The 22717-nt window shown below is 74.9% G+C and carries 22 protein-coding genes; 8 read left to right on the top strand and 14 right to left on the bottom strand.

Features of this window, described 5'->3' with window-relative positions:
- Window positions 1-24 precede the first annotated feature (24 nt).
- On the bottom strand, window positions 25-690 hold the full coding sequence (locus BJ989_RS05455; protein ID WP_179517333.1) for a haloacid dehalogenase type II: 666 nt from the start codon (window positions 688-690) through the stop codon (window positions 25-27).
- Between the two features lie 116 nt (window positions 691-806).
- Between BJ989_RS05455 and BJ989_RS05450 the strand changes: the two genes are divergently transcribed.
- Window positions 807-980, top strand: coding sequence for a CsbD family protein (locus BJ989_RS05450; RefSeq protein WP_179517332.1), 174 nt, complete (start codon window positions 807-809; stop codon window positions 978-980).
- 407 nt (window positions 981-1387) lie between these two features.
- On the opposite strand, the gene BJ989_RS05445 is transcribed toward BJ989_RS05450, so the two are convergent.
- The 3 genes from BJ989_RS05445 to BJ989_RS05435 form a co-directional block, all read right to left on the bottom strand.
- A complete protein-coding gene (locus BJ989_RS05445; RefSeq protein ID WP_179517331.1) occupies window positions 1388-3037 on the bottom strand; it encodes a SulP family inorganic anion transporter in 1650 nt (549 codons plus the stop codon).
- A gap of 159 nt (window positions 3038-3196) precedes the next feature.
- On the bottom strand, window positions 3197-4798 hold the full coding sequence (locus BJ989_RS05440) for a peptide chain release factor 3 (protein ID WP_179517330.1): 1602 nt from the start codon (window positions 4796-4798) through the stop codon (window positions 3197-3199).
- A gap of 91 nt (window positions 4799-4889) precedes the next feature.
- A complete protein-coding gene (locus BJ989_RS05435) occupies window positions 4890-5315 on the bottom strand; it encodes a MerR family transcriptional regulator (protein WP_179517329.1) in 426 nt (141 codons plus the stop codon).
- A 70-nt stretch (window positions 5316-5385) separates the two neighbouring features.
- On the opposite strand from BJ989_RS05435, the gene BJ989_RS05430 reads away from it, so the two are divergent.
- Entirely contained in the window at window positions 5386-7071 is a 1686-nt protein-coding gene (locus BJ989_RS05430; protein WP_179517328.1) for an RNase J family beta-CASP ribonuclease, read from the top strand.
- Window positions 7072-7116: 45 nt separating this feature from the next.
- Here BJ989_RS05430 and BJ989_RS05425 read toward each other — a convergent pair whose 3' ends face one another.
- Window positions 7117-8913: a SpoIIE family protein phosphatase gene (locus BJ989_RS05425; RefSeq protein WP_179517327.1), complete on the bottom strand. Its 1797-nt coding sequence runs from the start codon at window positions 8911-8913 to the stop codon at window positions 7117-7119.
- 177 nt (window positions 8914-9090) lie between these two features.
- On the opposite strand from BJ989_RS05425, the gene BJ989_RS17535 reads away from it, so the two are divergent.
- Entirely contained in the window at window positions 9091-9372 is a 282-nt protein-coding gene (locus BJ989_RS17535; RefSeq protein WP_179517326.1) for a DUF427 domain-containing protein, read from the top strand.
- A 96-nt stretch (window positions 9373-9468) separates the two neighbouring features.
- Here BJ989_RS17535 and BJ989_RS05415 read toward each other — a convergent pair whose 3' ends face one another.
- From BJ989_RS05415 to BJ989_RS05400, 4 genes are all read right to left on the bottom strand, one after another.
- A complete protein-coding gene (locus BJ989_RS05415) occupies window positions 9469-11685 on the bottom strand; it encodes a PxKF domain-containing protein (protein ID WP_179517325.1) in 2217 nt (738 codons plus the stop codon).
- Window positions 11686-11873: 188 nt separating this feature from the next.
- Window positions 11874-14123, bottom strand: a complete 2250-nt coding sequence (locus tag BJ989_RS05410; RefSeq protein WP_179519402.1) for a heavy metal translocating P-type ATPase — start codon at window positions 14121-14123, stop codon at window positions 11874-11876.
- 32 nt (window positions 14124-14155) lie between these two features.
- Window positions 14156-14317, bottom strand: a complete 162-nt coding sequence (locus BJ989_RS05405) for a hypothetical protein (protein ID WP_179517324.1) — start codon at window positions 14315-14317, stop codon at window positions 14156-14158.
- Window positions 14318-14327: 10 nt separating this feature from the next.
- Complete coding sequence (locus tag BJ989_RS05400) at window positions 14328-14534, bottom strand: heavy-metal-associated domain-containing protein (RefSeq protein WP_179517323.1); 207 nt, start codon at window positions 14532-14534, stop codon at window positions 14328-14330.
- 112 nt (window positions 14535-14646) lie between these two features.
- On the opposite strand from BJ989_RS05400, the gene BJ989_RS05395 reads away from it, so the two are divergent.
- Window positions 14647-14976, top strand: coding sequence for a metal-sensitive transcriptional regulator (locus tag BJ989_RS05395; protein WP_343049113.1), 330 nt, complete (start codon window positions 14647-14649; stop codon window positions 14974-14976).
- Window positions 14977-14997: 21 nt separating this feature from the next.
- On the opposite strand, the gene BJ989_RS05390 is transcribed toward BJ989_RS05395, so the two are convergent.
- Window positions 14998-16164 carry an acyl-CoA dehydrogenase family protein gene (locus tag BJ989_RS05390; protein WP_179517321.1) on the bottom strand — a complete coding sequence of 389 codons (1167 nt, stop codon included), beginning with the start codon at window positions 16162-16164 and terminating at the stop codon, window positions 14998-15000.
- Between the two features lie 93 nt (window positions 16165-16257).
- Between BJ989_RS05390 and BJ989_RS05385 the strand changes: the two genes are divergently transcribed.
- Window positions 16258-16962 (top strand): TetR family transcriptional regulator, encoded by a 705-nt coding sequence (locus BJ989_RS05385; RefSeq protein WP_179517320.1) that lies wholly within the window; start codon window positions 16258-16260, stop codon window positions 16960-16962.
- Window positions 16963-17068: 106 nt separating this feature from the next.
- On the opposite strand, the gene BJ989_RS05380 is transcribed toward BJ989_RS05385, so the two are convergent.
- Entirely contained in the window at window positions 17069-17632 is a 564-nt protein-coding gene (locus tag BJ989_RS05380) for a TetR family transcriptional regulator (RefSeq protein ID WP_179517319.1), read from the bottom strand.
- Between the two features lie 78 nt (window positions 17633-17710).
- Between BJ989_RS05380 and BJ989_RS05375 the strand changes: the two genes are divergently transcribed.
- The 3 genes from BJ989_RS05375 (at window position 17711) to BJ989_RS05365 (ending at window position 20375) form a co-directional block, all read left to right on the top strand.
- The gene (locus BJ989_RS05375) at window positions 17711-18886 is read left to right on the top strand and encodes an acyl-CoA dehydrogenase family protein (RefSeq protein WP_179517318.1); all 1176 of its coding nucleotides are present in this window, start codon (window positions 17711-17713) and stop codon (window positions 18884-18886) included.
- Window positions 18887-18920: 34 nt separating this feature from the next.
- Window positions 18921-19679 carry an SDR family oxidoreductase gene (locus BJ989_RS05370; protein ID WP_179517317.1) on the top strand — a complete coding sequence of 253 codons (759 nt, stop codon included), beginning with the start codon at window positions 18921-18923 and terminating at the stop codon, window positions 19677-19679.
- Between the two features lie 156 nt (window positions 19680-19835).
- A complete protein-coding gene (locus BJ989_RS05365) occupies window positions 19836-20375 on the top strand; it encodes a MarR family winged helix-turn-helix transcriptional regulator (protein ID WP_343049112.1) in 540 nt (179 codons plus the stop codon).
- 8 nt (window positions 20376-20383) lie between these two features.
- Here BJ989_RS05365 and BJ989_RS05360 read toward each other — a convergent pair whose 3' ends face one another.
- Genes BJ989_RS05360 through BJ989_RS05350 form a run of 3 tightly spaced genes read right to left on the bottom strand, consistent with a single transcriptional unit; the run spans window position 20384 to window position 22662 of the window.
- Window positions 20384-21277 carry a 5-oxoprolinase/urea amidolyase family protein gene (locus BJ989_RS05360; protein WP_179517316.1) on the bottom strand — a complete coding sequence of 298 codons (894 nt, stop codon included), beginning with the start codon at window positions 21275-21277 and terminating at the stop codon, window positions 20384-20386.
- A complete protein-coding gene (locus BJ989_RS05355; RefSeq protein WP_179517315.1) occupies window positions 21274-21888 on the bottom strand; it encodes a carboxyltransferase domain-containing protein in 615 nt (204 codons plus the stop codon). The genes BJ989_RS05360 and BJ989_RS05355 overlap by 4 nt, the downstream gene beginning before the upstream one ends.
- 3 nt (window positions 21889-21891) lie before the next feature.
- Complete coding sequence (locus BJ989_RS05350; RefSeq protein WP_179517314.1) at window positions 21892-22662, bottom strand: 5-oxoprolinase subunit PxpA; 771 nt, start codon at window positions 22660-22662, stop codon at window positions 21892-21894.
- Between the last annotated feature and the right edge of the window lie 55 nt (window positions 22663-22717).

Here is a 22717-nt window from a genome sequence, read left to right as displayed (position 1 = left end):
GACGGGTGGACCGACAGGCCGGCCTCAACCGGCCAGCCGCCGGGCGAGGTCGCGCAGGTCGTCGGCGACGACGTCGGCGCTTCGCGCGTACGCCGGGTAGTGGGCCACGCCGCGCCGCAGCCAGGCCGTGCGCAGGCCGGCTCGGGCCGCGCCGTCGACGTCCCACGGGTGCACCGCGACGAGCATCGCGTCACCGGCGTCGACGCCGGTGTGCGCCAGCGCATGGGCGTAGGCACGGGCGTCGGGCTTCCACGCCGGCGCGTCGGCGACGCTCAGGCAGGCCTCCACCAGGTCGAGGGCGCCGGCCCGCTCGAGCAGGCCCTCGGCGATCGAGGCGGACCCGTTGCTCAGCGTCACGAGCCGGCTGCCACCGTCGCGGAGCGCGCGCAGCCCGTCGACGACGTCCGCGTGCACGGCGAGCGAGGTGAAGGCGTCGAGCACCGCGGCCGCGGCGCCGTCGGGGTCCGGGTGGTCGGCCGGCAGCCGCGTCCTCACCCCTTCGGCGGCGAGGTCGGCGAAGGCGGGGTTCTCCCCCACCACCGTGAGCGCGAAGGCGTCGCGCAGCACGCCGGCGAACCACGGCTCGGCCTCGTGGGGCGCGAGCCCCACCTCGGCGAAGCGCTCGCGCAGCGGCGCGGTGTCGGACAGGGTCTCGTTGACGTCGAGGACGACGAGCTCGGGTCGGGCCACCACTTCACTGTGCCCCGCCCGCCCAGCGCCTGCTCATGCCTGCGGCGCTCGTGGGTACAGCGTCGGGGACAGCACGTCCGCGACACGACCGCACCCCGGTCGGGAAGGAGTCGGCGATGAGCACCGACGACAAGGCCGACAACAAGCTGCAGGACCTCGGCGGCAAGGCCAAGGAGAAGGTCGGCGGCGCCACGGGCGACGACGAGCTGAAGAACCAGGGCAAGGCCGACCAGGGCAAGGCCGACCTCAAGCAGGCCGGCGAGAAGGTCAAGGACGCCTTCAAGCACTGACGTCTCGAGCACTGAGGCGTCGGGCGCGAGCCCACACGGCGACGGCCGGCCACCCCACGGGGTGGCCGGCCGTCCTGCGTCCGTAGGCACCGCCGCGAGCGTCATGCGGACAGCACGCAGTCGCGCACCCACCGCATGACGCACCGCCGTACGCCCGTGGGCACCGCCGCGAGCGTCATGCGGACCGCACGCAGTCGCGCACCCACCGCATGACAGCACGCAGTCGCGCACCCACCGCATGACGCACCGCCGTACGCCCGTGGGTCCCGCCGCGAGCGTCATGCGGACGGCACACAGTCGCGCACCCACCGCATGACGCACCGCCGTACGCCCGTGGGCACCGCCGCGAGCGTCATGCGGACCGCACGCAGTCGCGCACCCACCGCATGACGCGCCGACGGGGACCCTCAGTGCGCGGAGAGCCGCCCGCTGAGCCGGTCGTGCATGTGGGTGCTGTGCTCGTCCAACCCCACGATCTCGACGCTCTTGCCCTTTCGCTCGTACTTCGTGGCGATCGCGTCGAGCGCGGCGACGGTGGAGGCGTCCCACACGTGCGAGGCGGAGAGGTCGACGACCACGCGGTCGGGGTCGTCGGCGTACTCGAACTGGGTGTAAAGGTCGTTGCTGGAGGCGAAGAACAGCTCGCCGGTGACGGTGTAGCGCGCGACGGGACGACCGTCGGCGTCCGTCACGACCTCGCGGTGCGTGGCGGCGAGGTGCGCGACGCGGCGGGCGAAGAGGGTCATGGCGACCAGCACGCCGACGCCCACGCCGATGGCGAGGTTGTGCGTCCCGACGGTCACCGCGACGGTCGAGGCCATGACGGTGGTCTCGGACTTCGGCATCCGCCGCAGGGTGGCGGGCGCGACGCTGTGCCAGTCGAAGGTGCCGACGGCGACCATGATCATCACCGCCACCAGCGCGGCCATCGGGATGCGGGCGACCAGGTCGCCGAAGCCGACGACCAGCACGAGCAGCAGCACGCCGGCCGAGAAGGTCGAGATCCGCGTGCGGGCACCCGAGGCCTTCACGTTGATCATCGTCTGGCCGATCATCGCGCAGCCGCCCATGCCGCCGAAGAAGCCGGTCACGATGTTGGCGCCGCCCTGGCCCCACGCCTCGCGGGTCTTGTCGGAGTGGGTGTCGGTGACGTCGTCGACCAGCTTGGCGGTCAGCAGCGACTCCAGGAGCCCGACGAGGGCCAGCGCCACGGCGTACGGCGCGACGATCTGGAAGGTCTCGAGCGTCAGCGGGACGTCGGGGAAGAGCAGCGACGGGAGCGTCTCGGGCAGATCGCCCTCGTCACCGACGTCGGGCAGGGCGAGCCCGGCGGCCAGGGTGACCCCCGTCAGCAGCACGATCGCGACCAGCGGGGCCGGCACGACCGTCGTGATGCGGGGGAGGAAGACCATGACCGCGATGCCGGCGGCGATCATCGGGTAGACCAGGACCGGCACGTCGGTCATGTAGGGCACCTGGGCCAGGAAGATCAGGATCGCCAGCGCGTTGACGAAGCCGACCATCACCGAGCGCGGGACGAACCGCATCATCTTCGCCACGCCTGCGAGGCCGAGCAGCACCTGGAAGACGCCGCCCAGGATGACGGTCGCGACGAGGTAGTCCACGCCATAGGTCCGCGCGACCGGGGCGATCACCAGCGCGATCGCGCCGGTGGCGGCCGAGATCATGGCAGGCCGCCCACCGAGGAACGCGATGGAGACGGCCATCGTGAAGGAGGCGAAGAGGCCCAGGCGCGGGTCCACCCCGGCGATGATCGAGAACGAGATCGCCTCGGGGATCAGGGCCAGCGCGACGACCAGGCCGGCGACGACCTCGCGCCGCAGGACCGCCGGTGAGCGCAGCGCCGTGCGCACGCTGTCGTCGCGCGAGGGCGCGGGGCTGCCGCCGGACGGCAGGTCGGCGGCGGCGGGGTGAGGCAGGCCGGCGAGCTCCAGCTCGTCGACGTCGCGGTCGGCAGGGCGGTCGGCAGGGCGGTCGGCTGGGCGGTCGGCAGGGCGATCGGCAGGGCGATCGGCAGGGCGGTCGGCAGAGGACATGCGCAGGCTCCAGGAGTCCGGGTGCCCGGCTGCCGCAGCGCGCGTCGTCGCGCGCCGGGCCGGGCGGGAGGTACGAGGTCGGGGGGCCGCCTCGCGGGCGGCCGGCACCTGAACCCTAACGCGACGTGAGGGTTGAGCGTGAATCGCGGGCGCGTGCCCTCAGCGCCGCGCGCCGGCGGCTGCCCGCTCGGAGACCTCGCCGCCGGCGGGCAGGGCAGTGAGCTCGAGGTGGGGGTGGTCGCGCTGGACGAACCGCAGCCGCCACTCGTCGGGGAAGAGCGCGAGCAGGGTGCCGTCGCGGCGCGCGAGCACCTCGACGCCGCGCAGCCCCGCGACCTCCTCGGCCTGGTCGGGGCGCACCGTGCGGGCGAGCTCGTAGCCGAGCCGCTCGAGGCGCACCGGCGCCCGGAACTCCGACTCGAGCCGGGCGGCGACCACCTCGAACTGCATCGGCCCGACGGCCGCGAGGACCGGCGCCTGCTCACCGCGCCACTCCGAGCGCAGCACCTGCACCACACCCTCCTCGTCGAGCTGCTCGATGCCGCGGCGGAAGGACTTCCAGCGCCCGGTGTCGGCGACGGTGGCCGTCGCGAAGTGCTCGGGGGCGAAGCTGGTGATGGGCGGGTAGCGCACCGGCTTGCCGGCGTAGACCGTGTCGCCGACCTTGAGCGCGGCAGCGTTGACGAGGCCGATCACGTCACCGGGCTCGGCGGTCTCGACGACGGTGCGGTCGCGCCCGAAGACGGTCTGGGCGTACTTCGTGGCGAAGGGTCGCCCGGTCGCGGCGTGCGTCACGACCATGCCGCGCTCGAAGCGGCCCGAGCAGACGCGGGCGTAGGCGAGGCGGTCGCGGTGCTGGGCGTCGAGGCCCGACTGCACCTTGAAGACGAAGGCACTGAAGTCGTCACCGGGCTCGCGGACCCCGCCGTCGACCGCCGGCGTGGGCCCGGGCGCCGGGGCGACGTCGAGCAGGAGGTCGAGCAGCTGCCCGACCCCGAAGTTCTGGAGCGCGGAGGCGAAGATCACCGGCGTCGTGCGCCCGGCGAGGTAGGACGCCTGGTCGTGGTCGGCGTCGTCGGCGCTCAGCAGCTCGTGGCCCTCCAGCGCCTCCACCCAGTCGTCACCGACCGCCGCCTCGGCCTGTTCAGGGGTCAGGTGCTCCTCCGGCGCCCGGGTGGCCCCGCCGGCGGTGCGGGTGAAGCGCACGAAGTGGCCGTCGCGACGGTCGAGCACGCCGTGGAAGTCGCCGGCCGCGCCGACCGGCCAGGTCAGCGGCGTCGGCTTCAGCCCGATCTGCTGCTCGACCTGGTCGAGGAGCTCGAAGGGGTCGAGCCCCGGACGGTCCCACTTGTTGACCACTGTCAGCACCGGCAGCCCGCGCTGCGCGCAGACCCGGAACAGCTTCAGCGTCTGGGGCTCGAGCCCCTTCGCCGCGTCGACGAGCATCACCGCGGAGTCGACCGCGGAGAGCACACGGTAGGTGTCCTCCGAGAAGTCGGCGTGACCCGGGGTGTCGACGAGGTTGACGACCGTGCCGCGGTGCTCGAACTGCAGCGCGGCCGAGGTGATCGAGATGCCGCGGGCCCGCTCCATCTCCATCCAGTCCGAGACGGTGCCCTTGCGCCCGGCCTTGCCGTGCACCGCGCCGGCCTCCTGGATCACCGCGGCGTGCAGGGCCAGGGCCTCGGTGAGCGTCGACTTGCCCGCGTCGGGGTGGCTGATCACGGCGAAGGTGCGGCGGGGGCGGGGGTCGGCTGTCATCGCCGGCCGAGTCTACCCCTGCGTGAGGGTTGCGGCCCCGACGGCGAGCGCCGGCCCCGAGCCCCGCGTACGCCGGGTCCTCACCGCCGCCTCACGGGCCGGAGGCGGGCGAGCGCTGGGCGGCGATCCGCTCCGACAACCCGCCGGCGAACTCCTCGGCGACGGCCAGCTTGCGCCGCAGCGAGGCGACCCGCTCCTGGGCGGACGCCTCGAGCGCCGCCAGCCGCGCGAGCAGCGCCGCGCGCTCCGTGCCGTCGTCCCCCGGGGCCGGGCGCGGGGTCGCGTCGAGGGCGTCGACGACCGCGAGCAGCTCGCGCATGTCCTCGAGGGAGAAGTCGAGGGGCTTCATCCGCTTGACCAGCTCGAGCCGGTCGACGTCGGCCTCGGCGTAGAGGCGGAACCCGCCCGCCGAGCGCGCCGAGGGCGCGACGAGGCCGACCTCCTCGTAGTAGCGGATCGTGCGCAGGCTCAGCCCGGTGCGGGCGGCGACCTCGCCGATCTGCACGTGCTCGGTCATCGGCTCCGTTCCCAGGCGGTGGGGTGCGACGGGGTCCGACCCTACCCTCACGCCTCGGTAGGGTCGGGGCGTGAACACCCGCCACCCCGAGCTGTCCGCCCCGCCCTCCCTGCCCCGTGACGGCCTGCGCGTCGTGGGCCTCGGCGGCCTCGGTGAGATCGGCCGCAACATGACCGTCTTCGAGCACCGCGGCAAGCTGCTCATCGTCGACTGCGGGGTGCTCTTCCCCGAGGAGACCCAGCCCGGCGTCGACCTGATCCTCCCCGACTTCTCCTGGATCCGGGACCGGCTCGACAAGGTCGAGGCGCTGGTCCTGACCCACGGCCACGAGGACCACGTCGGCGGCGTGCCCTACCTGCTGCAGGAGCGCCCCGACATCCCCGTCGTGGGCTCCAAGCTCACGCTCGCGCTGGTGCGGGAGAAGGCGAAGGAGCACCGGCTGAAGCCGACCTTCGTCGAGGTCGCCGAGGGCGACCGCCACCAGGCCGGTCCCTTCGACTGCGAGTTCCTCGCGGTCAACCACTCCATCCCCGACGGCCTGGCCGTCGGCATCCGCACCGCCGCCGGCACGGTCCTGCACACCGGCGACTTCAAGATGGACCAGTTCCCCCTCGACGGGCGCATCACCGACCTGCGCGGCTTCGCGCGCCTCGGCGAGGAGGGCGTCGACCTCTTCCTCACCGACTCGACCAACGCCGAGGTGCCCGGCTTCACCACCGCCGAGCGCGAGATCGGCCCGGCGATCGCCGAGGTCTTCCGCACCGCGCCGCGCCGCATCGTCGTGTCCAGCTTCGCCAGCCACGTGCACCGCATCCAGCAGGTGCTCGACGCCGCCGCGGAGCACGGCCGCAAGGTCGCCTTCGTCGGCCGCTCGATGGTGCGCAACATGGGCGTCGCCGGCGACCTCGGCTACCTCGACGTGCCGCAGGGCCTCGTCGTGCCGCTCGACGAGCTCGAGCGGATGGCCCCGAGCAAGGCCGTGCTGATCTGCACCGGCTCGCAGGGCGAGCCGATGGCGGCGCTGTCGCGCATCGCCGCGCGCGACCACAAGATCCGCATCCAGGAGGGCGACACCGTCCTCATGGCCAGCTCGGTCATCCCCGGCAACGAGAACGCCATCACCGCCGTCATCAACGGCCTGACCCGCTGGGGCGCGCGCGTGGTGCACAAGGGCAACGCCAAGGTGCACGTCTCGGGCCACGCCAGCGCCGGCGAGCTCGCCTACTGCTACAACATCGTCCGCCCCCGCAACGTCATGCCGGTGCACGGCGAGTGGCGCCACCTGCGCGCCAACGCCGACATCGCGATCGACACCGGCGTGCCGGCCGACCACGTGGTCGTCGCCGACGACGGCGTCGTGGTCGACCTGGTCGAGGGCCACGCGAAGATCGTCGGCAAGGTGCGTGCCCGCAACGTCTACGTCGACGCGCGCACCGTCGGCCAGCTCACCGACTCCCACCTCGCCGACCGGCTCACGCTGGCCTCCGAGGGCGTGGTCACGGTGCTCGTCATCGTCGACCCCGACACCGGCAAGCTGGTCGACCGGCCCGACTTCCTGTGCCGCGGCTTCGAGCTCGAGCAGTCGATCGTGGCCCGCGCCGAGGCCGCGGTCGAGAAGGCGGTCGACCAGGCGGCCGCCGAGGGCGTGGGCGACGTGCACCTGCTCGAGCAGCGACTGGCGCGCGACGTCGGGCGCTGGTTCAGCCGCTCCTACGCCCGCAGCCCGCTGGTCATCCCGGTCGTCGTCGACGCCTGAGCGGGGGCCCGGGGCGGAAGCCGGGCGGCCGGCCCCGCGTCGGGGTCAGGCCGGCGGCACCCGCAGCACCACGAGTGCGGTGTCGTCGTCGTGCTCCCCGGCGAGCTGGTCGAGGAGCAGGTCGGCGACCTCCTCGGCACCGAGGTGCTGCCGTCCGGTGAGGGAATCGGTGAGCCGCGCGAACCCCACGTCGAGCACCTCGCGCGGGCGCTCGACCAGGCCGTCGGTGTAGAGCACCAGCGTCGATCCGGGCGCGAGCTCCACCTCGCCGTCCCGGCGGGTGCCGCTCAACCCGAAGCCGACGATCGGGCCGCCTCCGCCCTCCAGCAGCCGGACCGACCCGTCGGCGCTCAGGAGGACCGGCGGCGGGTGCCCGGCCCGCGACCACGTCAACCGCACGCCACCCGCAGACCGGTCGCGTCCGTCGTCCCCGTGCACGACAGCGACCAGGGCGGTGGCGCTGACCCGCTCCCCCAGGCCCAGGAGCGCTTCGTCGAGCTTGGCGAGCACGACCGAGGGGCGGCGGTCGTCGAGTGCGCAGGCCACCCCGCGCAGCAGTCCGCGCGCCTGCCCCATGACCGCGGCGGCCCGCTCGTCGTGACCGGCGACGTCGCCCACCACGAGGGCGGTGTCGTCACCGAGGTCGAAGACGTCGTACCAGTCGCCCCCGATCCGGGCGGCCTGCACGGCGGCGCGGTAGCGGACGGCGACCTCGAGGCCGGGCACCTCCGCGGGGGCACCCAGGAGCGCCACCTGCATGGCCTCGGCGAAGTTGCGGTGCGCGGATGCGAGCCGGGTCTCCTCCTCGAGCCGCAGCACCCGCACGAGAGCCTCGCCGCACTGGCCGGCGAAGGCCTCGAGGACGGCGAGCTCGTCGGGGTCGAGGGTCTGGGGCGCGTCCCAGCCGAAGCCGACCGAGCCGAGCGGGAGTCCCGCCACCGTCACGGGGAGCGCGACCCAGGCACCCAGCGCGCCGGTGCCGGCGCGCCAGGAGGAGGTGACCGCGGAGGCGTCGCGCACGACGACGCGGCGACCGCGCGCTGCACTGGCCAGTGGCGAGGGGCTGCGACGCGGGAGCTCGTGCTCGCGCGGTGCCTCGCCCGCTCGGGCCTGCACCGCGTGCAGCGGGTGGTCCAGCTGCCCCCACGCGAGACCGACGGCATCGACGCCGAGCGCGCCGGGCGCCTCGGAGACGACGGCCGCCACGAGGGCGGCGTGGGTGTCGACCGCGCCCATCGCGGCCACGACGCGGGCGAGTCCGGCGAGCATCCGGGCGAGGCGCTGCTGCTGGTCGAGCACGCGGCGCAGACGCGCGTTGGCGTCGGCGAGCTCTCGGGCCCGGCGTACCAGGTCGGCCTCGACCTCGTCGACGCGGTCCTGCAGCGCCACCCCGCGCGCGACCGCCTCCCGAGAGGCCTCGCCCTCGCGGACGCGGTCGGTCACGTCCTCGGCGTGGTGCAGGATCGCGACCACGCGGCCGACCTCGTCGAGCACCGGTTCGTTGCGCGGGTTCCACCAGCGTGGCTCGAACGCACCGCTGGCCCCGACCACGTCGTAGCGCTGCACCGGCATGACGTCGGGCCGGCCCGTGGCGAGCACCCGCTCCAACGAGGCGAGCAGGCGCTCGCGACCATCCGCGCCGGGCCGGTCGGGGTCGTCGGGGTGCACCTCCAAGAGCGGTCGCCCGACCTGCTCGTCGAGCGGCAGGCCGGTGACGTCGACCCGGGCGCGGTTGGCGTGGACGATCCGCAGGTCGACGTCGAGCAGGAGCAGCGGGACCGGCACCGCGTCGAAGGCGCGCGCGAGCACCCCGAGGTCGCCCACCGTCTCGCTCGTCGTCATGGGGCTCCTGGCCGCGTGGGCGGCGGGACGGTCCGGCACGCGGGCCCTGGTCTCGAGCCCGCTCGGGGCCACATCGTAGTGGAGGGCATCGGCGCACGCTCGGGTTCCCGGCTTGCCTCCGCCCGGCACAGTGGCGTCGACGCGGGGCGGGCCCGCGCAGGCACCCAGGAGGACGGCGTGAAGGCGGTCTGGAACGGCACGGTCGTGGCCGAGAGCGACGACACGGTGGTGGTCGAGGGCAACCACTACTTCCCCGAGGCGTCCGTGCGCCAGGACGTCCTGCGCCCCTCGAGCACGACCACCCACTGCCCGTGGAAGGGCGACGCGTCCTACTGGTCCCTCGAGGTCGACGGCCGGACCAACCCCGACGCCGCGTGGTACTACCCCGAGCCGAAGCCCGCCGCCAGCGAGATCGCCGGCCGCATCGCCTTCTGGCGCGGGGTCGAGGTCACTGCCTGAACCCCGCCGGGGGCCGGGCCGGCCGCCTCGTGGCGCCGACGCACCCCGACCCGGCGCCTCCCCCGAGAGCGCCGGGCCGCGGTGCGGTGGGACGGGTCACCTCGTCCGGAAGTACGCCGTGCGCGAGGTCACCCCGTCGGCCGCCGTCATCGTCGCCCGGTAGCAGACCCCCGCGGTGCGCGGCGTCTGCCAGTTCTGGACGAACTGGCCGCCCGTGGCGTCGTACCTCAAGGCCGTGCCACCGGTGGTGGTGACCTCCACCTCGTCGGCACGGTCGGTGGCCACCGAGGCGCAGCTCACGACCGCCGTCCTGAACGACGCGACGGCCGACGTGCTCGTGAGCTCGACTCCGCCGGCGAACAGCTCGAACTTGAGCGGCACGGTGCTGCCGCCCTTGACGGTGTTGAGCACACCACCCATGTCGACCGGGCTCGTGAAGCCCGTCGCCGTCCACGGCACGACCGTGTAGGTCAGCGACCTGGTCGCGACGTTCCCCGCCCGGTCACGCGCCGACACCGTCCAGGTGTGCGTGCCGATCGCCGTGCCGCCACCGCTCACCTCGCAGGCACCGTCGAGGCCGGACAGGCCGTCGGAGGCGCGGCAGGTCGGCGCCGCCGGCACCTGACCGAAGGCGTAGGTCGCACCCGCCGCCGGCCCGCCGACCACGTCGAGCACCGGGGCGGACGTGTCGATGCTGATGCCGCTGACCGTCGCCTGCGCCGTGTTCCCGGCGTGGTCGGTCGCGGTGCCGGTGACCGACTGGCCCTCGCCCTGCGCGGTGACGGTGGCCGTCGCCGGGGCGCAGGTGGCGATGCCGCTGCCGCCTTCGTCGTCGCAGGTGAACCGGACCACGACAGGACCGTTGTCCCACCCGTGCTCGTTGGCGGGCGTGGTCCGCTCGCCGGTGATGCTCGGGGCGCCGGTGTCGACCACCTGGTAGGTGGTCCGTGCCTGCTCGGCTACGGCGCCGTCGGCGTCCCTGGCGTCGCAGGTGACGGTCACCGTGCCGAGGCCGTGCACCAGAGCGCCCCGCGCCACCTCGGCGGCCGCGGTCCGGTCGCCGTCCTCGCGGTCGGTGACGGCGCAGCCCACAGTGGGCTCCGAGCCGATCTCGTAGGCCGCGGCACCCACGCCGGTCACGGCGACGCTGGGTGCGCTGTTGGTGATGGCGTAGCTGTGCTGCGCGCGGGCACCTGCCCCGTCCGCGTCGGTCACGGAGCAGGTCACGGTCACCGTGCCGAGCCCACGCGACAGCGCGTCGCGGCTCACCGTCGGCGCGCCAGACGGCAGGCCCGGTTCGTCGGGGTCGGCGACAGCGCAGCCGAAGGCGGAGTCGGCCGGCTGCGTGCCGTTGACGTACGACGCGTCGCTCGGCCCGGTGACCACCACGGTCGGCGCGGTGTTGATCAGCCGGTAGGTCCGGGAGTCGGACGCGGTAGCGCCGCGGTCGTCGGTCACCGTGCAGGTGGCCGTGCGCTCACCGATGCCGCGCTCGTTGAGCACACCGCTGAAGGTCGGCGACGGGTCTGCGACCGGACCGTCCGGGTCGTCGGCGTCGCAGCCGACGACCGGCGGCGTCGCCGCGAGGTAGGTGCCGCCCTGCTCCACACCGGTGACGGCCACGGTCGGCGCGTTGTTGGGCGGGCGCACGACGGTGTACGACGTCGACGCGCTGCCGGACTTGCCACCCGCGTCGGTGTAGCTGCACGTGGCCGTGTGGGCACCCAGCGCGTCGAACGGCGAGGGCACCACCGTCGGCGTCGGCTGCGTCGTCACGGCCTGGTCGTCGGTGACCGAGCAGCCGGGCTGGGGCACGGAGCCCAGGACGTACTCCCGGTCCTGCTGCACCCCCGTCACCGTGACGGTCGGGGCCTGGTTCGGGTCGTCGACCCTGAGCGCGACGTCGGCCTGGGCCGTCGTGTACGAGCCCGGTCCACTGTCGACCACGCCGACCTTCACGACGTACGAACCGGCTCGGTTGCCGGTGACCGTGACGGACGCGTCCGAGGCGGGCCCGCAGTCGGTGAAGGTGAAGCTGGTCGGCGAGAAGGTCAGCCCGGTCGTCGGCGTCGTGCCGTCGGCCGCGAAGGCCTTCAGCGTCACCGTCGCCGGTGAGGCCGGACTGGCGTTGCAGCCCTTCTCGCCGTCGTCGGCGGTCTGCGAGAGGCGGTAGACGATGGTCGACACCTTGCCGGTGTCGATGACGCTCGCGCTCACGGCGTTGTCGAGCACGTTGTCTGCGACGGCCGGCACTGCCCCGGCCACGGCCAGCGGCAGTGCCGCCGCCAGCGTGAGTGTTCTGCGGATCCCCATGGTGCTGCTCTCCCTGTGGGCCCCACGGCCCGTCGGCGTACGCCGGTCCCCCCGGCTCGAGCAACGTATGACCGTGATCACACAGGGCGCGCCCCGCGCAGCCGCAAGGAACGGCAAGGGATGCGCAAGGAACGCTCGGTTCCGCTCAGCCCACCCGCGCCGGCGGTTCGGCGCAGGCGGTCACGGACTCAGCGGAAGGTGCGCAGCCGCAGGCTGTTGCCGACGACGAAGACCGAGGACGCCGCCATCGCGGCGCCGGCGATCATCGGGTTGAGCAGGCCCGCGGCCGCGAGCGGGAGCGCCGCGACGTTGTAGCCGAAGGCCCACACGAGGTTGCCCTGGATCGTGCGCAGCGTGCGGCGCGAGAGCCGGATCGCGTCGGCCGCGACCCGCAGGTCGCCGCGCACCAGCGTCAGGTCGCTGGCCTGGATCGCGACGTCGGTGCCGGTGCCCATCGCGAGGCCCAGGTCGGCCTGCGCGAGCGCGGCGGCATCGTTGACGCCGTCGCCGACCACGGCCACGACGCGCCCCTCGGCCTGCAGCCGCTCGACCACCGCGACCTTGTCGGCGGGCAGGACGTCGGCGACGACGGTGCCGGGCTCGTCGGGGTCGAGGCCGACCTCGCGGGCGACGGCGCGCGCGACCACCTCGTGGTCGCCGGTCAGGAGCACCGGGCGCAGCCCCAGCGCCCGCAGCGACGCGACCGCCTCGGCCGAGCCGTCCTTGACCTCGTCGGCCACGGCGAGCACGCCGCGGGCGCGGCCGTCCCAGCCGACGACGACCGCCGTGCGCCCCTGCTGCTGCGCCGCCGCGAGCGCGGCGGCCACCTCGTCGCCCACCGCGAGCCCACGCTCGGCCAGCAGCCGCGCGCGGCCGACGACGACCGCGCGACCCTCGACCTCGCCGGCGACGCCGAGGCCCTCCAGGTTGGCGAAGCCCTCGACCGCGGGCAGGCCCACGGTCCCGGCCGCCTCGCGGGCACCGGCCGCCACGGCCTGCGCGACCGGGTGCTCCGAGGCGTCCTCGAGCGCGCCTGCCAGCCGCAGCACCTCGGCCCGGTCCTCCCCGGCCGCCGGCACGACGTCGACCAGGGCCATCTCGCCGGTCGTGACGGTGCCGGTCTTGTCGAGCACGACGGTGTCGACGCGCCGGGTCTGCTCGAGCGCCTCGGGACCCTTGACCAGGATGCCGAGCTGAGCGCCGCGGCCGGTGCCGACCATGAGCGCGGTCGGCGTGGCGAGCCCCAGCGCGCACGGGCAGGCGATGATCAGGACCGCGACGGCGGCGGTGAACGCCGCCGTCGCCCCCGCGCCGTTGCCCAGCCAGAAGCCGAGCGTCGCGACGGCGAGCGCCACCACCACGGGCACGAAGACGCCGGAGACCCGGTCCGCGAGGCGCTGGGCGGCCGACTTGCCCTCCTGGGCGCGCTCGACCAGCCGCGCCATCTGCGCCAGCTGGGTGTCGGCGCCGACGCGCGTGGCGCGCACGACCAGCCGGCCTCCGGCGTTGACCGTCGCGCCCACCACGGTGTCGCCGGGGCCGACCTCGACCGGCACCGACTCGCCGGTGAGCATCGAGGCGTCGACCGCCGAGCTGCCCTCCTCGACGGTGCCGTCGGTGGCCACCTTCTCCCCGGGGCGCACGACGAAGAGGTCGCCGACGACGAGCGCGTCGACGCCGATCCGCTCCTCGACCCGACCGCCCGGCCCGTCCCGCAGCACCGCCACGTCGCGGGCGCCGAGGTCCAGCAGGGCCCGCAGCGCGGCACCGGCCTGCCGCTTCGAGCGGGCCTCGAGCCAGCGCCCGGCGAGGATGAACGTGGTGACGCCGGCCGCGGCCTCGAGGTAGATGTTCGCGGAGCCGTCGGTGCGCGCGATGGTCAGCTCGAAGGCGTGGGTCATCCCGGGCTGCCCGGCGTCGCCGAGGAAGAGCGCCCACAGCGACCAGCCGAAGGCCGCGAGCACGCCGAGCGAGACCAGCGTGTCCATCGTCGCGGCGCCGTGCCGCAGGTTGGTCCAGGCGGCGCGGTGGAAGGGCCAGGCGCCCCACACCACGACCGGCGCGGCCAGCGTCAGCGAGGCCCACTGCCACGAGGTGAACTGCCACGCCGGCACCATCGCCATCGCCACGACCGGCACCGTGAGCAGCGTCGAGACGACCAACCGCTGGCGCAGCGCAGCGAGTGCGGCGTCGTGCGGGTCCGCCGCGGCCTGGGCGTCCGCCCCGCCCTCGTCGGCCGAGCCGGCCGGCGTCGGCGGCGGGGCCGGCAGCGACGCGCCGTACCCGGCGGCGACGACGGTCGCGACGAGGTCGTCGGTGGTGACGCCCTCGGCGAAGGTGACGCGCGCCTTCTCGGTCGCGTAGTTCACCGTCGCGGTGACGCCGGGGACCTTGTTGAGCTTGCGCTCGATCCGGTTCGCGCACGACGCGCAGGTCATGCCGGTGAGCAGCAGCTCGGTGTCCTGGGTGCTCACCCGCGGTCCCCCTCGTGCGTGTCGTCCTGGTGCGGTGCGTCGTGGGCGGGCGCCGGCTCGTCGAGCACCGGGGGCACGGCGGCGCCGAGCGCCCACCCGCCGCCGAGCGCGAGCAGCAGGCCCGCGGCGTACGACGCGAGGACGGCGGGGGTGCTCACGCCGCGCGCCTCACGCGACGGAGTAGCCGGCCTCGGCGACGGCCGCGCGCACGGCGGCGTCGTCGAGCGGCTGCTCGGAGGTGACGGTCACGGCGCCGGAGGCGAGGTCGACGTCGACCGCGGTGACGCCGTCGAGCTCCTCGACCTCCTCCGTCACCGAGGCGACGCAGTGGCCGCAGGTCATGCCGGTGACGGTCCAGGTGGCGGTGGTGCTCATCGGGTCTCCTCAAGGTCGCGGATGGATACCCCCCGAGGGTACGCCGCCCGTCCGAGGTGATCAAGTACCCCCTCGGGGTATGCTGTCCTCACCCCACCGACGAGGAGCCCCCGTGACCGAGACCGCCCCGGCCGACGAGCACGCCGCCGACCACCAGCACGGCTACCTCGCCCACGGCAACCGCGACGCCTACCTCAAGCGGCTGCGGCGCATCGAGGGGCAGGCGCGCGGGCTGCAGCGGATGGTCGAGGAGGAGAAGTACTGCATCGACATCCTCACGCAGGTCAGCGCGATGACCAAGGCCCTGCAGTCGGTCGCCCTCGGGCTGCTCGAGGAGCACCTCGAGCACTGCGTCGTCGAGGCCGCCCGCGCCGGCGGGCCGGAGGCCGACGCCAAGGTCAAGGAGGCGGCCGAGGCGATCGCCCGCCTCGTGCGCTCCTGACCTGGCCCGTCGGCTCGGCGGTCAGCCCTTCAGCAGGTTGCGCGCCATCACCAGGCGCTGCACCTGGTTGGTGCCCTCGTAGATCTGGGTGATCTTGGCGTCGCGCATCATCCGCTCGAGCGGGAAGTCGCGGGTGTAGCCCGCGCCGCCCAGCAGCTGGACGGCGTCGACGGTGATCTTCATGGCCACGTCGGAGGCGTAGCACTTGGCGGCCGCGCCGAAGAACGGCAGGTCGGCGTCGTCGCGCTCGGACTTCGCAGCCGCGACGTAGACCATCTGCCGCGCCGCCTCGAGCTCCATCGCCATGTCGGCGAGCATGAACTGGATGCCCTGGTAGTCGGCGATGCGCTTGCCGAACTGCTGGCGCTCCTTGACGTAGGCGACCGCCTGGTCGAGCGCACCCTGGGCGATGCCGACGGCCTGCGCACCGATGGTGACGCGGGTGTGGTCGAGGGTGCGGAAGGCGATCTTGAGGCCCTCGCCCTCCGCGCCGATCAGCCGGTCACCGGGGATGCGGCAGTCCTCGAAGTGCAGCTCGCGGGTCGGGGAGCCCTTGATGCCGAGCTTGCGCTCCTTCTCCCCGAAGGAGAAGCCCGGGTCGGACTTCTCGACGACGAAGGCGGAGATGTTGCGGCCCCGCTCGCCGTCGGGGTCGGTCACCGCCAGCACGGTGTAGAGGTCGGAGACGCCGGCGTTGGTGATCCACGCCTTGGTGCCCTTGAGCACCCAGTCGTCCCCGTCGCGCACCGCGCGGGTGCGCATCGAGACGGTGTCAGAGCCGGCCTCGCGCTCGGACAGGCCGTAGGAGAAGCCGGCCTCGCCGCGCGCCAGCGGCGGCAGGTAGGCCTGCTTCAGCTCCTCCGACCCACCCAGGATCACCGGCATCGAGCCGAGCTTGTTGACGGCCGGGATCAGCGAGGCGCTCGCGTCGACCCGCGCCACCTCCTCGATCACGATGCAGGTGGCGAGCGCGTCGGCGCCCACGCCGTCGTACTGCTCCTCGACGTGCGGGGCGAAGAAGTCGCTGGCGACGAGCGCGTCGTGCGCCTCCTGCGGGTAGCGCGACTGCTCGTCGACCTCCGCCGCCCAGGGGGCGATCTTGTCCTCGGCCACGGCGCGCACGGCCTGGCGCAGCTCCTCGTGGTCGTCGGTCGTGCGGAAGAGGTCGAAGTCGGGGTTGCCGGCCATGGGGGGCGCCTCGCAGTCGTGGGTGGGACGGGGTGCGCCCACCACGGTACTCAGTACCATCCGCCGGAGCAACGTGGCGCTAGGGTTCGCGCCGTGCCCGACACCCCCCGTACGCCGCGCCCGACGGCTCGCGAGCGGCTCACGCTCGCGGCGTTCGAGCTGTTCGAGGAGCGGGGCTTCGAGGCGACCACCGTCGACGACGTCGCCGAGCGCGCCGGCGTGGGGCGCACGACGTTCTTCCGGTCCTTCCGCAGCAAGGAGGACGTGATCTTCCCCGAGCACGACGGGCTGCTCGGGCAGATCCGCGACCGGCTCGCCGCCGCCTCTCCCCCGGCCGACCTGGCGACCGCGCGCACCGCGGTCGTCGAGGCCGCCCGCCTGGTGCTGCGCCACTACCTCACCGAGGGTGACCTCGCTCGCGCCCGCTACCGCCTCACCACCACGGTGCCCGCGCTGCGCGCCCGCGAGATCGCCGGCCAGCAGGCCTACCAGCGGCTCTTCGGGGCCTACCTGCACGCGTGGCTCGGCAGCGGACCCGAGACGGCGCTGCGGGCGGAGCTGCTGGCCGCCGCCGTCGTCACGGCCCACAACCACGTGCTCCGCGCCTGGCTGCGCGACCAGACCACCGACCCCGAGGCCGACTTCGAGACGGCCATGGGCGAAGTGGTCGCACTGGTGGGTCTCGCCTCCGGTGCCCGCGCCGCCGGCGACGGGCCGGCCGCCATCGTCGTGGTGCGCACCGGCGCCAGCGACGCCGAGATCGCCGCGGCGCTCGCCCCGCTCGCCGAGCAGTCGTAGTCGGACGGGCACAACGGGCCGGCCGGGGTCTCGACCCCGCGCCACCACGCGGTGCCTGTGCGCCCGGCGCTCGTCGTGCCCGTCGGTCTACGCGCGCCTCGCGCCCTCAGGCCGTCAGCGACTGCTCGACGAACCCCGCCAGCGCGGCGTACGCCTCGGCGTCGGAGAGGCCCAGCCGCGCGAAGAGCCGGCCACGCTGGATGTCGAACATGGTGGCCGCCACCATCTCGGCGGCGAAGGCGGCGTCGACCGGGCGGAGCGCGCCGGCCTCGATGCCCTCGGCGATGAGGGCGCGGATGCGGTCGGCCGCGGCCTCGGTGTTGCGGCGGTAGACCGCGTCCGCCGGGGCGAAGGCGGCGAGGTCGTCGAGGAAGGCGCGCGAGAGCCCGCTGAGCTGGGCGGCCACCGCCTCGAGGTAGGCCGTCACCCGGCGTCCGGGGTGCGGCTCCTCGGCGAGGTGCGCCTCGACCTGCGCCGTCGCCTCGCGGAACCACGCCCGCACCACCTCCACCACGAGCTCCTGCTTGGAGGGCGCGAGCGCGTAGAGGGTCGTCTTGGAGCAGCGCAGCGACCGCGCCAGGTCGTCGAGGGTCGCCTCGGCGAACCCCTCGGCGACCACGACGGCGGTCAGGCGGCCGAGGAGGTCCTGCTGGCGCGGCGTACGACGCACGGGACCTCCTGGTGACGAGCTGGACTCTCGACGATACTGTAGGCCTCGTCTCAGTATCGTCGACCCGCCGGAGGACCCGTGCCCGCCACCCGCGTGATGCCCACCGAGGAGTCCGCCGACCTGCTCAAGCTGGTCCGTGAGCTGGTCACCAAGGAGCTCGCGCCGCTGGTGGCGCAGGCCGAGGCCGACGGCTCCTTCCCCCGCGAGGTCTTCCGCACGCTGGGCCGCGCGGGCATCCTCGGTCTGCCCTACGACGAGGAGCTCGGCGGCGGCGGGCAGCCCTACGAGGTCTACCTGCAGGTGCTCGAGGAGATCGCCTCGGTGTGGTCGAGCGTCGGGGTCGGCACGAGCGTGCACGCGCTGTCCTGCTTCGGCCTGGTCACGCGGGGCACGGCCGAGCAGCAGCAGCGCTGGCTGCCCGACATGCTCGGCGGCGAGCTGCTCGGCGCCTACTGCCTCTCCGAGCCGCACGCGGGCTCCGACCCCGCCGCGATGCGCACGACGGCGCGGCGCGACGGCGACGACTACGTGCTGGACGGCGCGAAGGCTTGGACGACGCACGGCGGCGAGGCGGACTTCTACAAGGTGATGGCCCGCACCGGCGACGGCCGCGGCGACATCTCCTGCTTCCTGGTCCCCGCCGACGCGCCCGGGCTCACGGCCGACACCCCCGAGCGCAAGATGGGGCTCACCGGTTCGACGACCGCGACCATGCTGCTCGACGGCGTGCGGGTGCCGGTCGAGCGGCGGCTCGGCGAGGAGGGCGACGGGCTCAAGATCGCGCTGGCCGGCCTCGACGCCGGCCGCCTCGGCATCGCCGCGGTCGCGGTCGGGCTCGCCCAGGGCGCGCTGGACCACGCGGTGGCCTACGCCAAGACCCGCGAGACCTTCGGGCAGCGGATCATCGACCACCAGGGCCTCGCCTTCGTGCTCGCCGACATGGAGGCGACGATCCAGGCGGCCCGGGCGGTGACGCTGCACGCCGCCCGGCTCAAGGACCGCGGCCTGCCCTACGGCCGCGAGGCCAGCGTCGCCAAGCTGGTCGCGACCGACGGGGCCATGAAGGTGACCACCGACGCGGTGCAGGTGCTCGGCGGCTACGGCTACACCCGCGACTTCCCGGTCGAGCGCTACATGCGCGAGGCCAAGGTCATGCAGATCTTCGAGGGCACCAACCAGATCCAGCGCATGGTGATCGGCCGCTCGCTCGACAAGGGCGCGCCCGGCGAGGGCTCGATCGTCGTCGCCCCCTGACCGCCCTCACCCCCACCCACCCAGGAGACCCCCGATGCAGCTGCAGGACACCACCGCGATCGTCACCGGCGCCGCCTCCGGGCTCGGCGCCGCCACCGCCCACGCGCTCGCCGAGGCCGGCGCGACGGTCGTCGGCTTCGACCTGCCGTCGTCGATCGAGGGCGCCGAGCCGGGCGAGGGCGTGCGCCTGCTCCCGGTCGACGTCACCGACCCCACGCAGGTCGAGGCCGCGGTCGCCGAGGCCGCCGGCACCGGCCGCCCGCTGCGCACCGTCGTCAACTGCGCCGGCATCGGCCCCTCGGCCCGGCTGCTCGGCAAGAAGGGCCCCCACGACCTCGGTCTCTTCGCGAAGGTGGTCCAGGTCAACCTGCTCGGCACCGTCCACGTGATGACCCTGGCGGCGGCCCGCATCGCCGAGACCGAGCCGCTCGCCGACGGCGCCCGCGGCGTCGTGGTCAACACCGCCAGCATCGCGGCCTTCGACGGCCAGGTCGGCCAGGCGGCGTACGCCGCGTCCAAGGGCGGCGTCGTCGGCCTCACCCTCCCCGCCGCCCGCGACCTCGCCCAGCACGGCATCCGGGTCAACACGGTCTGCCCCGGCATCGTCGAGACCCCGATGCTCGCCACCGTGTCGGAGGAGTTCCGCGCCGGGCTCGCCGCGGGCGTCCCCTTCCCGCAGCGCCTCGGTCGCCCCGAGGAGTTCGCCGACCTCGTCCTCACCCTCGTGCGCCACGACTACCTCAACGGCGAGACGATCCGCATGGACGGCGCGCTGCGCATGGCTCCGCGCTGACGACTGCCCTCCGTCGCCTGTCGGAGTCACCGGTCAGCCGGTGACTCCTGCACTTGTGCCCCGAGAACTCGGGCCACAAGTGCAGGACCTGGGCCACAAGTCCGCCCGCGGACGCGCCGGCGCGCGCACCCAGCCCCACGCCGTACGCTCCCCTGCGTGACCGAGGCCCGCTCCCGCTCCGCCGCGGCCCGGGGTGCGCGCGGCGTCGGGCGCGACCCGATCCGGGCGGCGCACGAGCAGTGGCTGCGCCACGGCTGGGACGACGCAGCCGACGGCATGGCGATGGTGACCTCGCTGGTGCGCGCCCAACAGCTGCTGATGGAGCGCATCGAGGAGGTGCTGCGCCCGCACGGGCTGACGTTCGCGCGCTACGAGGTGCTGCAGCTGCTGAGCTTCTCCTCGGCCGGGCGGATGCCGATGACGCGCCTCGGCTCGCTGCTGCAGGTGCACCCCACCTCCGTCACCAGCGCCGTCGACCGGCTCGAGCGGCAGGGCTTCGTGCGCCGCGAGCCCGGCGCCGCTGATCGCCGGGTCAAGCTCGCCGTGCTCACCGACGCCGGGCGCGAGGTCGCCGGTCGCGCCACCGCCGGCCTCAACGAGGTCTTCGCGGCCCCGGGCCTCGACCCGGCGGACGTGCGCGACCTCACCGCGCTGCTGGCCCGCCTGCGCAGCACCGCCGGTGACCCGGTCGACTGACCGCCCGCTCACCCCGCGACGAAGCGCAGCCGCTGCCCCGGCCGGGCCTGGGCCGCGCGGTCGACGTCGGCGCTCCTGACCACGCCGACGACGGGGTAGCCGCCGGTCACCGGGTGGTCGGCGAGCAGCAGGGTGGGGCGCCCGGTCGGCGGCAGCTGCAGCGCGCCCGGCACCGTCCCCTCGCTCGGCAGCTCCCCGTCGCGCACCCGCCGCAGCTCGGCGCCCCCCAGCCGCAGCCCCACCCGGTCGCTGTCGGCGCTCACCTCCCACGGCGTCGCGAGCAGCACCGCCCACGCGCCGGGGTCGCACCAGTCGAGCCGCGGCCCCGGCAGCACCCGCAGCCGCACGTCGCCTCCCGTCGGCGGCGAGACGGGCGCGAGGTCGACGTCGGGCAGCGGCCCGCGCGGGCGACCGACCGGCAACCGCGTGCCCGCCTCGACCGGTGGCGGCCCCACCCCGGCCAGCGTGTCGGTGGCGCGCGAGCCGAGCACCGGCGCGACGTCGACCCCTCCGCGCACCGCGAGGTAGCCGCGCAGCCCCGTCGACGGCGTCCCGAGCCGCACCGTCGCGCCCGCCGGCACGCGCACGCAGGAGTACGCCGGCTCCGCGCGGCCGTCGACCGTCACCGAGCAGGGCGCCCCGGCCACCGCCACCGTGACCGCGGCCGTCGCGACGAGCGTGAGGCCGCCGAGGGTCACCTCGAGGCCGGCGTGCCCCTCGGGGTTGCCGACGAGGCGGTTCGCGAGTCGCAGCGCGGCCCGGTCGGCGGCGCCGGAGCGCCCGACGCCGAGCGCGGCCAGCCCGGGCCGGCCGAGGTCCTGCACCGTCGTCCCGCGGCCGGCCTCGAGCACCTCGAGCACCGGAGCTCCGCCAGGGGCGCCCCCGGTCGCGGGCCCGCTCACGCGACCTCGACGAAGCGCACGCGCACGCCGGGGGCGAGCAGCGCGGGCGGGTCGCGGTCGAGGTCCCAGACCGGCAGGTCGGTGCGCCCGAGCAGCTGCCAGCCGCCGGGCGAGGCGCGCGGGTAGACGCCGGTGAAGCCGCCCGCCAGCGCGACGGAGCCCGCAGGCACCGACGTGCGGGGGTCGCGCCGGCGCGGCACGTGCAGCCGGTCGTCGCCGCCGACGCAGTAGCCGAAGCCGGGCGCGAAGCCGCAGAAGGCCACCGTCCACTCCGCGGCCGTGTGCGCCTCGACCACGCCGCGGGCGCCCAGACCGGTCAGGGCGCCGACCTCCTCGAGGTCCGCGCCGTCGTAGCGCACCGGCACCTCGACGTGGCCGGCGTCGGGGCGCGCACCCGGTCGGGGTCGCGCGGCCAGCACCGCACGGCGTACGCCGTCGAGGTCGGCCCCCGCCTCCGGGTCGGTGCGCAGCAGCAGCGTGCGCGCGGCGGGCACGAGGTCGACCACGCCCGGGGGCGGCGCCGCGAGCAGCGCGGCGTGCAGCGCCAGCACCTCGTCGAGGTCCGCGAGCTCCACGAGGAGCGCGGTGTCACCGCAGTCGAGGAGGCGCACGGCCTAGCCGTCCGCCGCCGCGAACGGGGTGAGCGCCACCCCGGCGTCGGTCAGAGCCGCCCGCACCCGCCGTGCCATCGCGACCGCGCCCGGGCTGTCGCCGTGCACGCAGAGCGAGGCGGGGCGCACCGCCACGACCGACCCGTCGACGGCCACCACCTCGCCGGCGGTGACCATCCGCACGCAGCGCGCGGCCACCTCCTCGGCGTCGTGCAGCACCGCACCCTGCTCCCGCCGGGACACCAGCGTGCCCTCGGGCGTGTAGGCGCGGTCGGCGAACGCCTCGACGACCGGGGTCAGCCCGGCCTCCTCCGCCAGGGCCAGCCAGCGCGACCCGGGGAGGCCGAGGACGGGCAGTGCGGGGTCGAAGCGGCGCACGGCCTCGACGACGGCCGCGGCCTGCGCCTCGTGGTGGACGAGGGCGTGGTAGAGGGCGCCGTGCGGCTTCACGTAGGCGACGCGCGTGCCGGCGACGCGGGCGAAGGCCTCGAGCGCACCAAGCTGGTAGAGCACGTCGGCGGTGAGGTCGGCGGGCGCGACGTCGACGAAGCGGCGGCCGAAGCCGGCGAGGTCGCGGTAGCCGACCTGCGCCCCGATCCGCACGCCGCGCTCGGCCGCACGCTCGCAGACGCGGCGCATGGTCGTGGGGTCGCCGGCGTGGAAGCCGCAGGCCACGTTGGCACTCGTCACGACGTCGAGCAGCGCGTCGTCGTCGCCGAGCGTCCAGGCCCCGAAGCCCTCCCCCAGGTCGGCGTTGAGGTCGACGGTGCGCACCGGCCCAGTATCGCCCACGTCCCGTCGTCGCCGACGCCTCGACACCAGATACTTG

Source organism: Nocardioides perillae, from assembly GCF_013409425.1.
Classification (GTDB): Bacteria; Actinomycetota; Actinomycetes; order Propionibacteriales; family Nocardioidaceae; genus Nocardioides; species Nocardioides perillae.
The sequence above is the reverse complement of the archived record's forward strand: the minus strand, read 5'-3'. Positions and strand labels throughout refer to the sequence as shown.

Excerpts from the sequence above, each read along its gene's own strand:
- BJ989_RS05450 (WP_179517332.1), top strand. The coding sequence starts at position 807 with ATGAGCACCGACGACAAGGCCGACAACAAGCTGCAGGACCTCGGCGGC.
- BJ989_RS05445 (WP_179517331.1), bottom strand. The coding sequence starts at position 3,037 with ATGTCCTCTGCCGACCGCCCTGCCGATCGCCCTGCCGATCGCCCTGCC.
- BJ989_RS05440 (WP_179517330.1), bottom strand. The coding sequence starts at position 4,798 with ATGACAGCCGACCCCCGCCCCCGCCGCACCTTCGCCGTGATCAGCCAC.
- BJ989_RS05435 (WP_179517329.1), bottom strand. The coding sequence starts at position 5,315 with ATGACCGAGCACGTGCAGATCGGCGAGGTCGCCGCCCGCACCGGGCTG.
- BJ989_RS05425 (WP_179517327.1), bottom strand. The coding sequence starts at position 8,913 with ATGACGACGAGCGAGACGGTGGGCGACCTCGGGGTGCTCGCGCGCGCC.
- BJ989_RS05415 (WP_179517325.1), bottom strand. The coding sequence starts at position 11,685 with ATGGGGATCCGCAGAACACTCACGCTGGCGGCGGCACTGCCGCTGGCC.
- BJ989_RS05410 (WP_179519402.1), bottom strand. The coding sequence starts at position 14,123 with ATGACCTGCGCGTCGTGCGCGAACCGGATCGAGCGCAAGCTCAACAAG.
- BJ989_RS05400 (WP_179517323.1), bottom strand. The coding sequence starts at position 14,534 with ATGAGCACCACCGCCACCTGGACCGTCACCGGCATGACCTGCGGCCAC.
- BJ989_RS05390 (WP_179517321.1), bottom strand. The coding sequence starts at position 16,164 with ATGGCCGGCAACCCCGACTTCGACCTCTTCCGCACGACCGACGACCAC.
- BJ989_RS05370 (WP_179517317.1), top strand. The coding sequence starts at position 18,921 with ATGCAGCTGCAGGACACCACCGCGATCGTCACCGGCGCCGCCTCCGGG.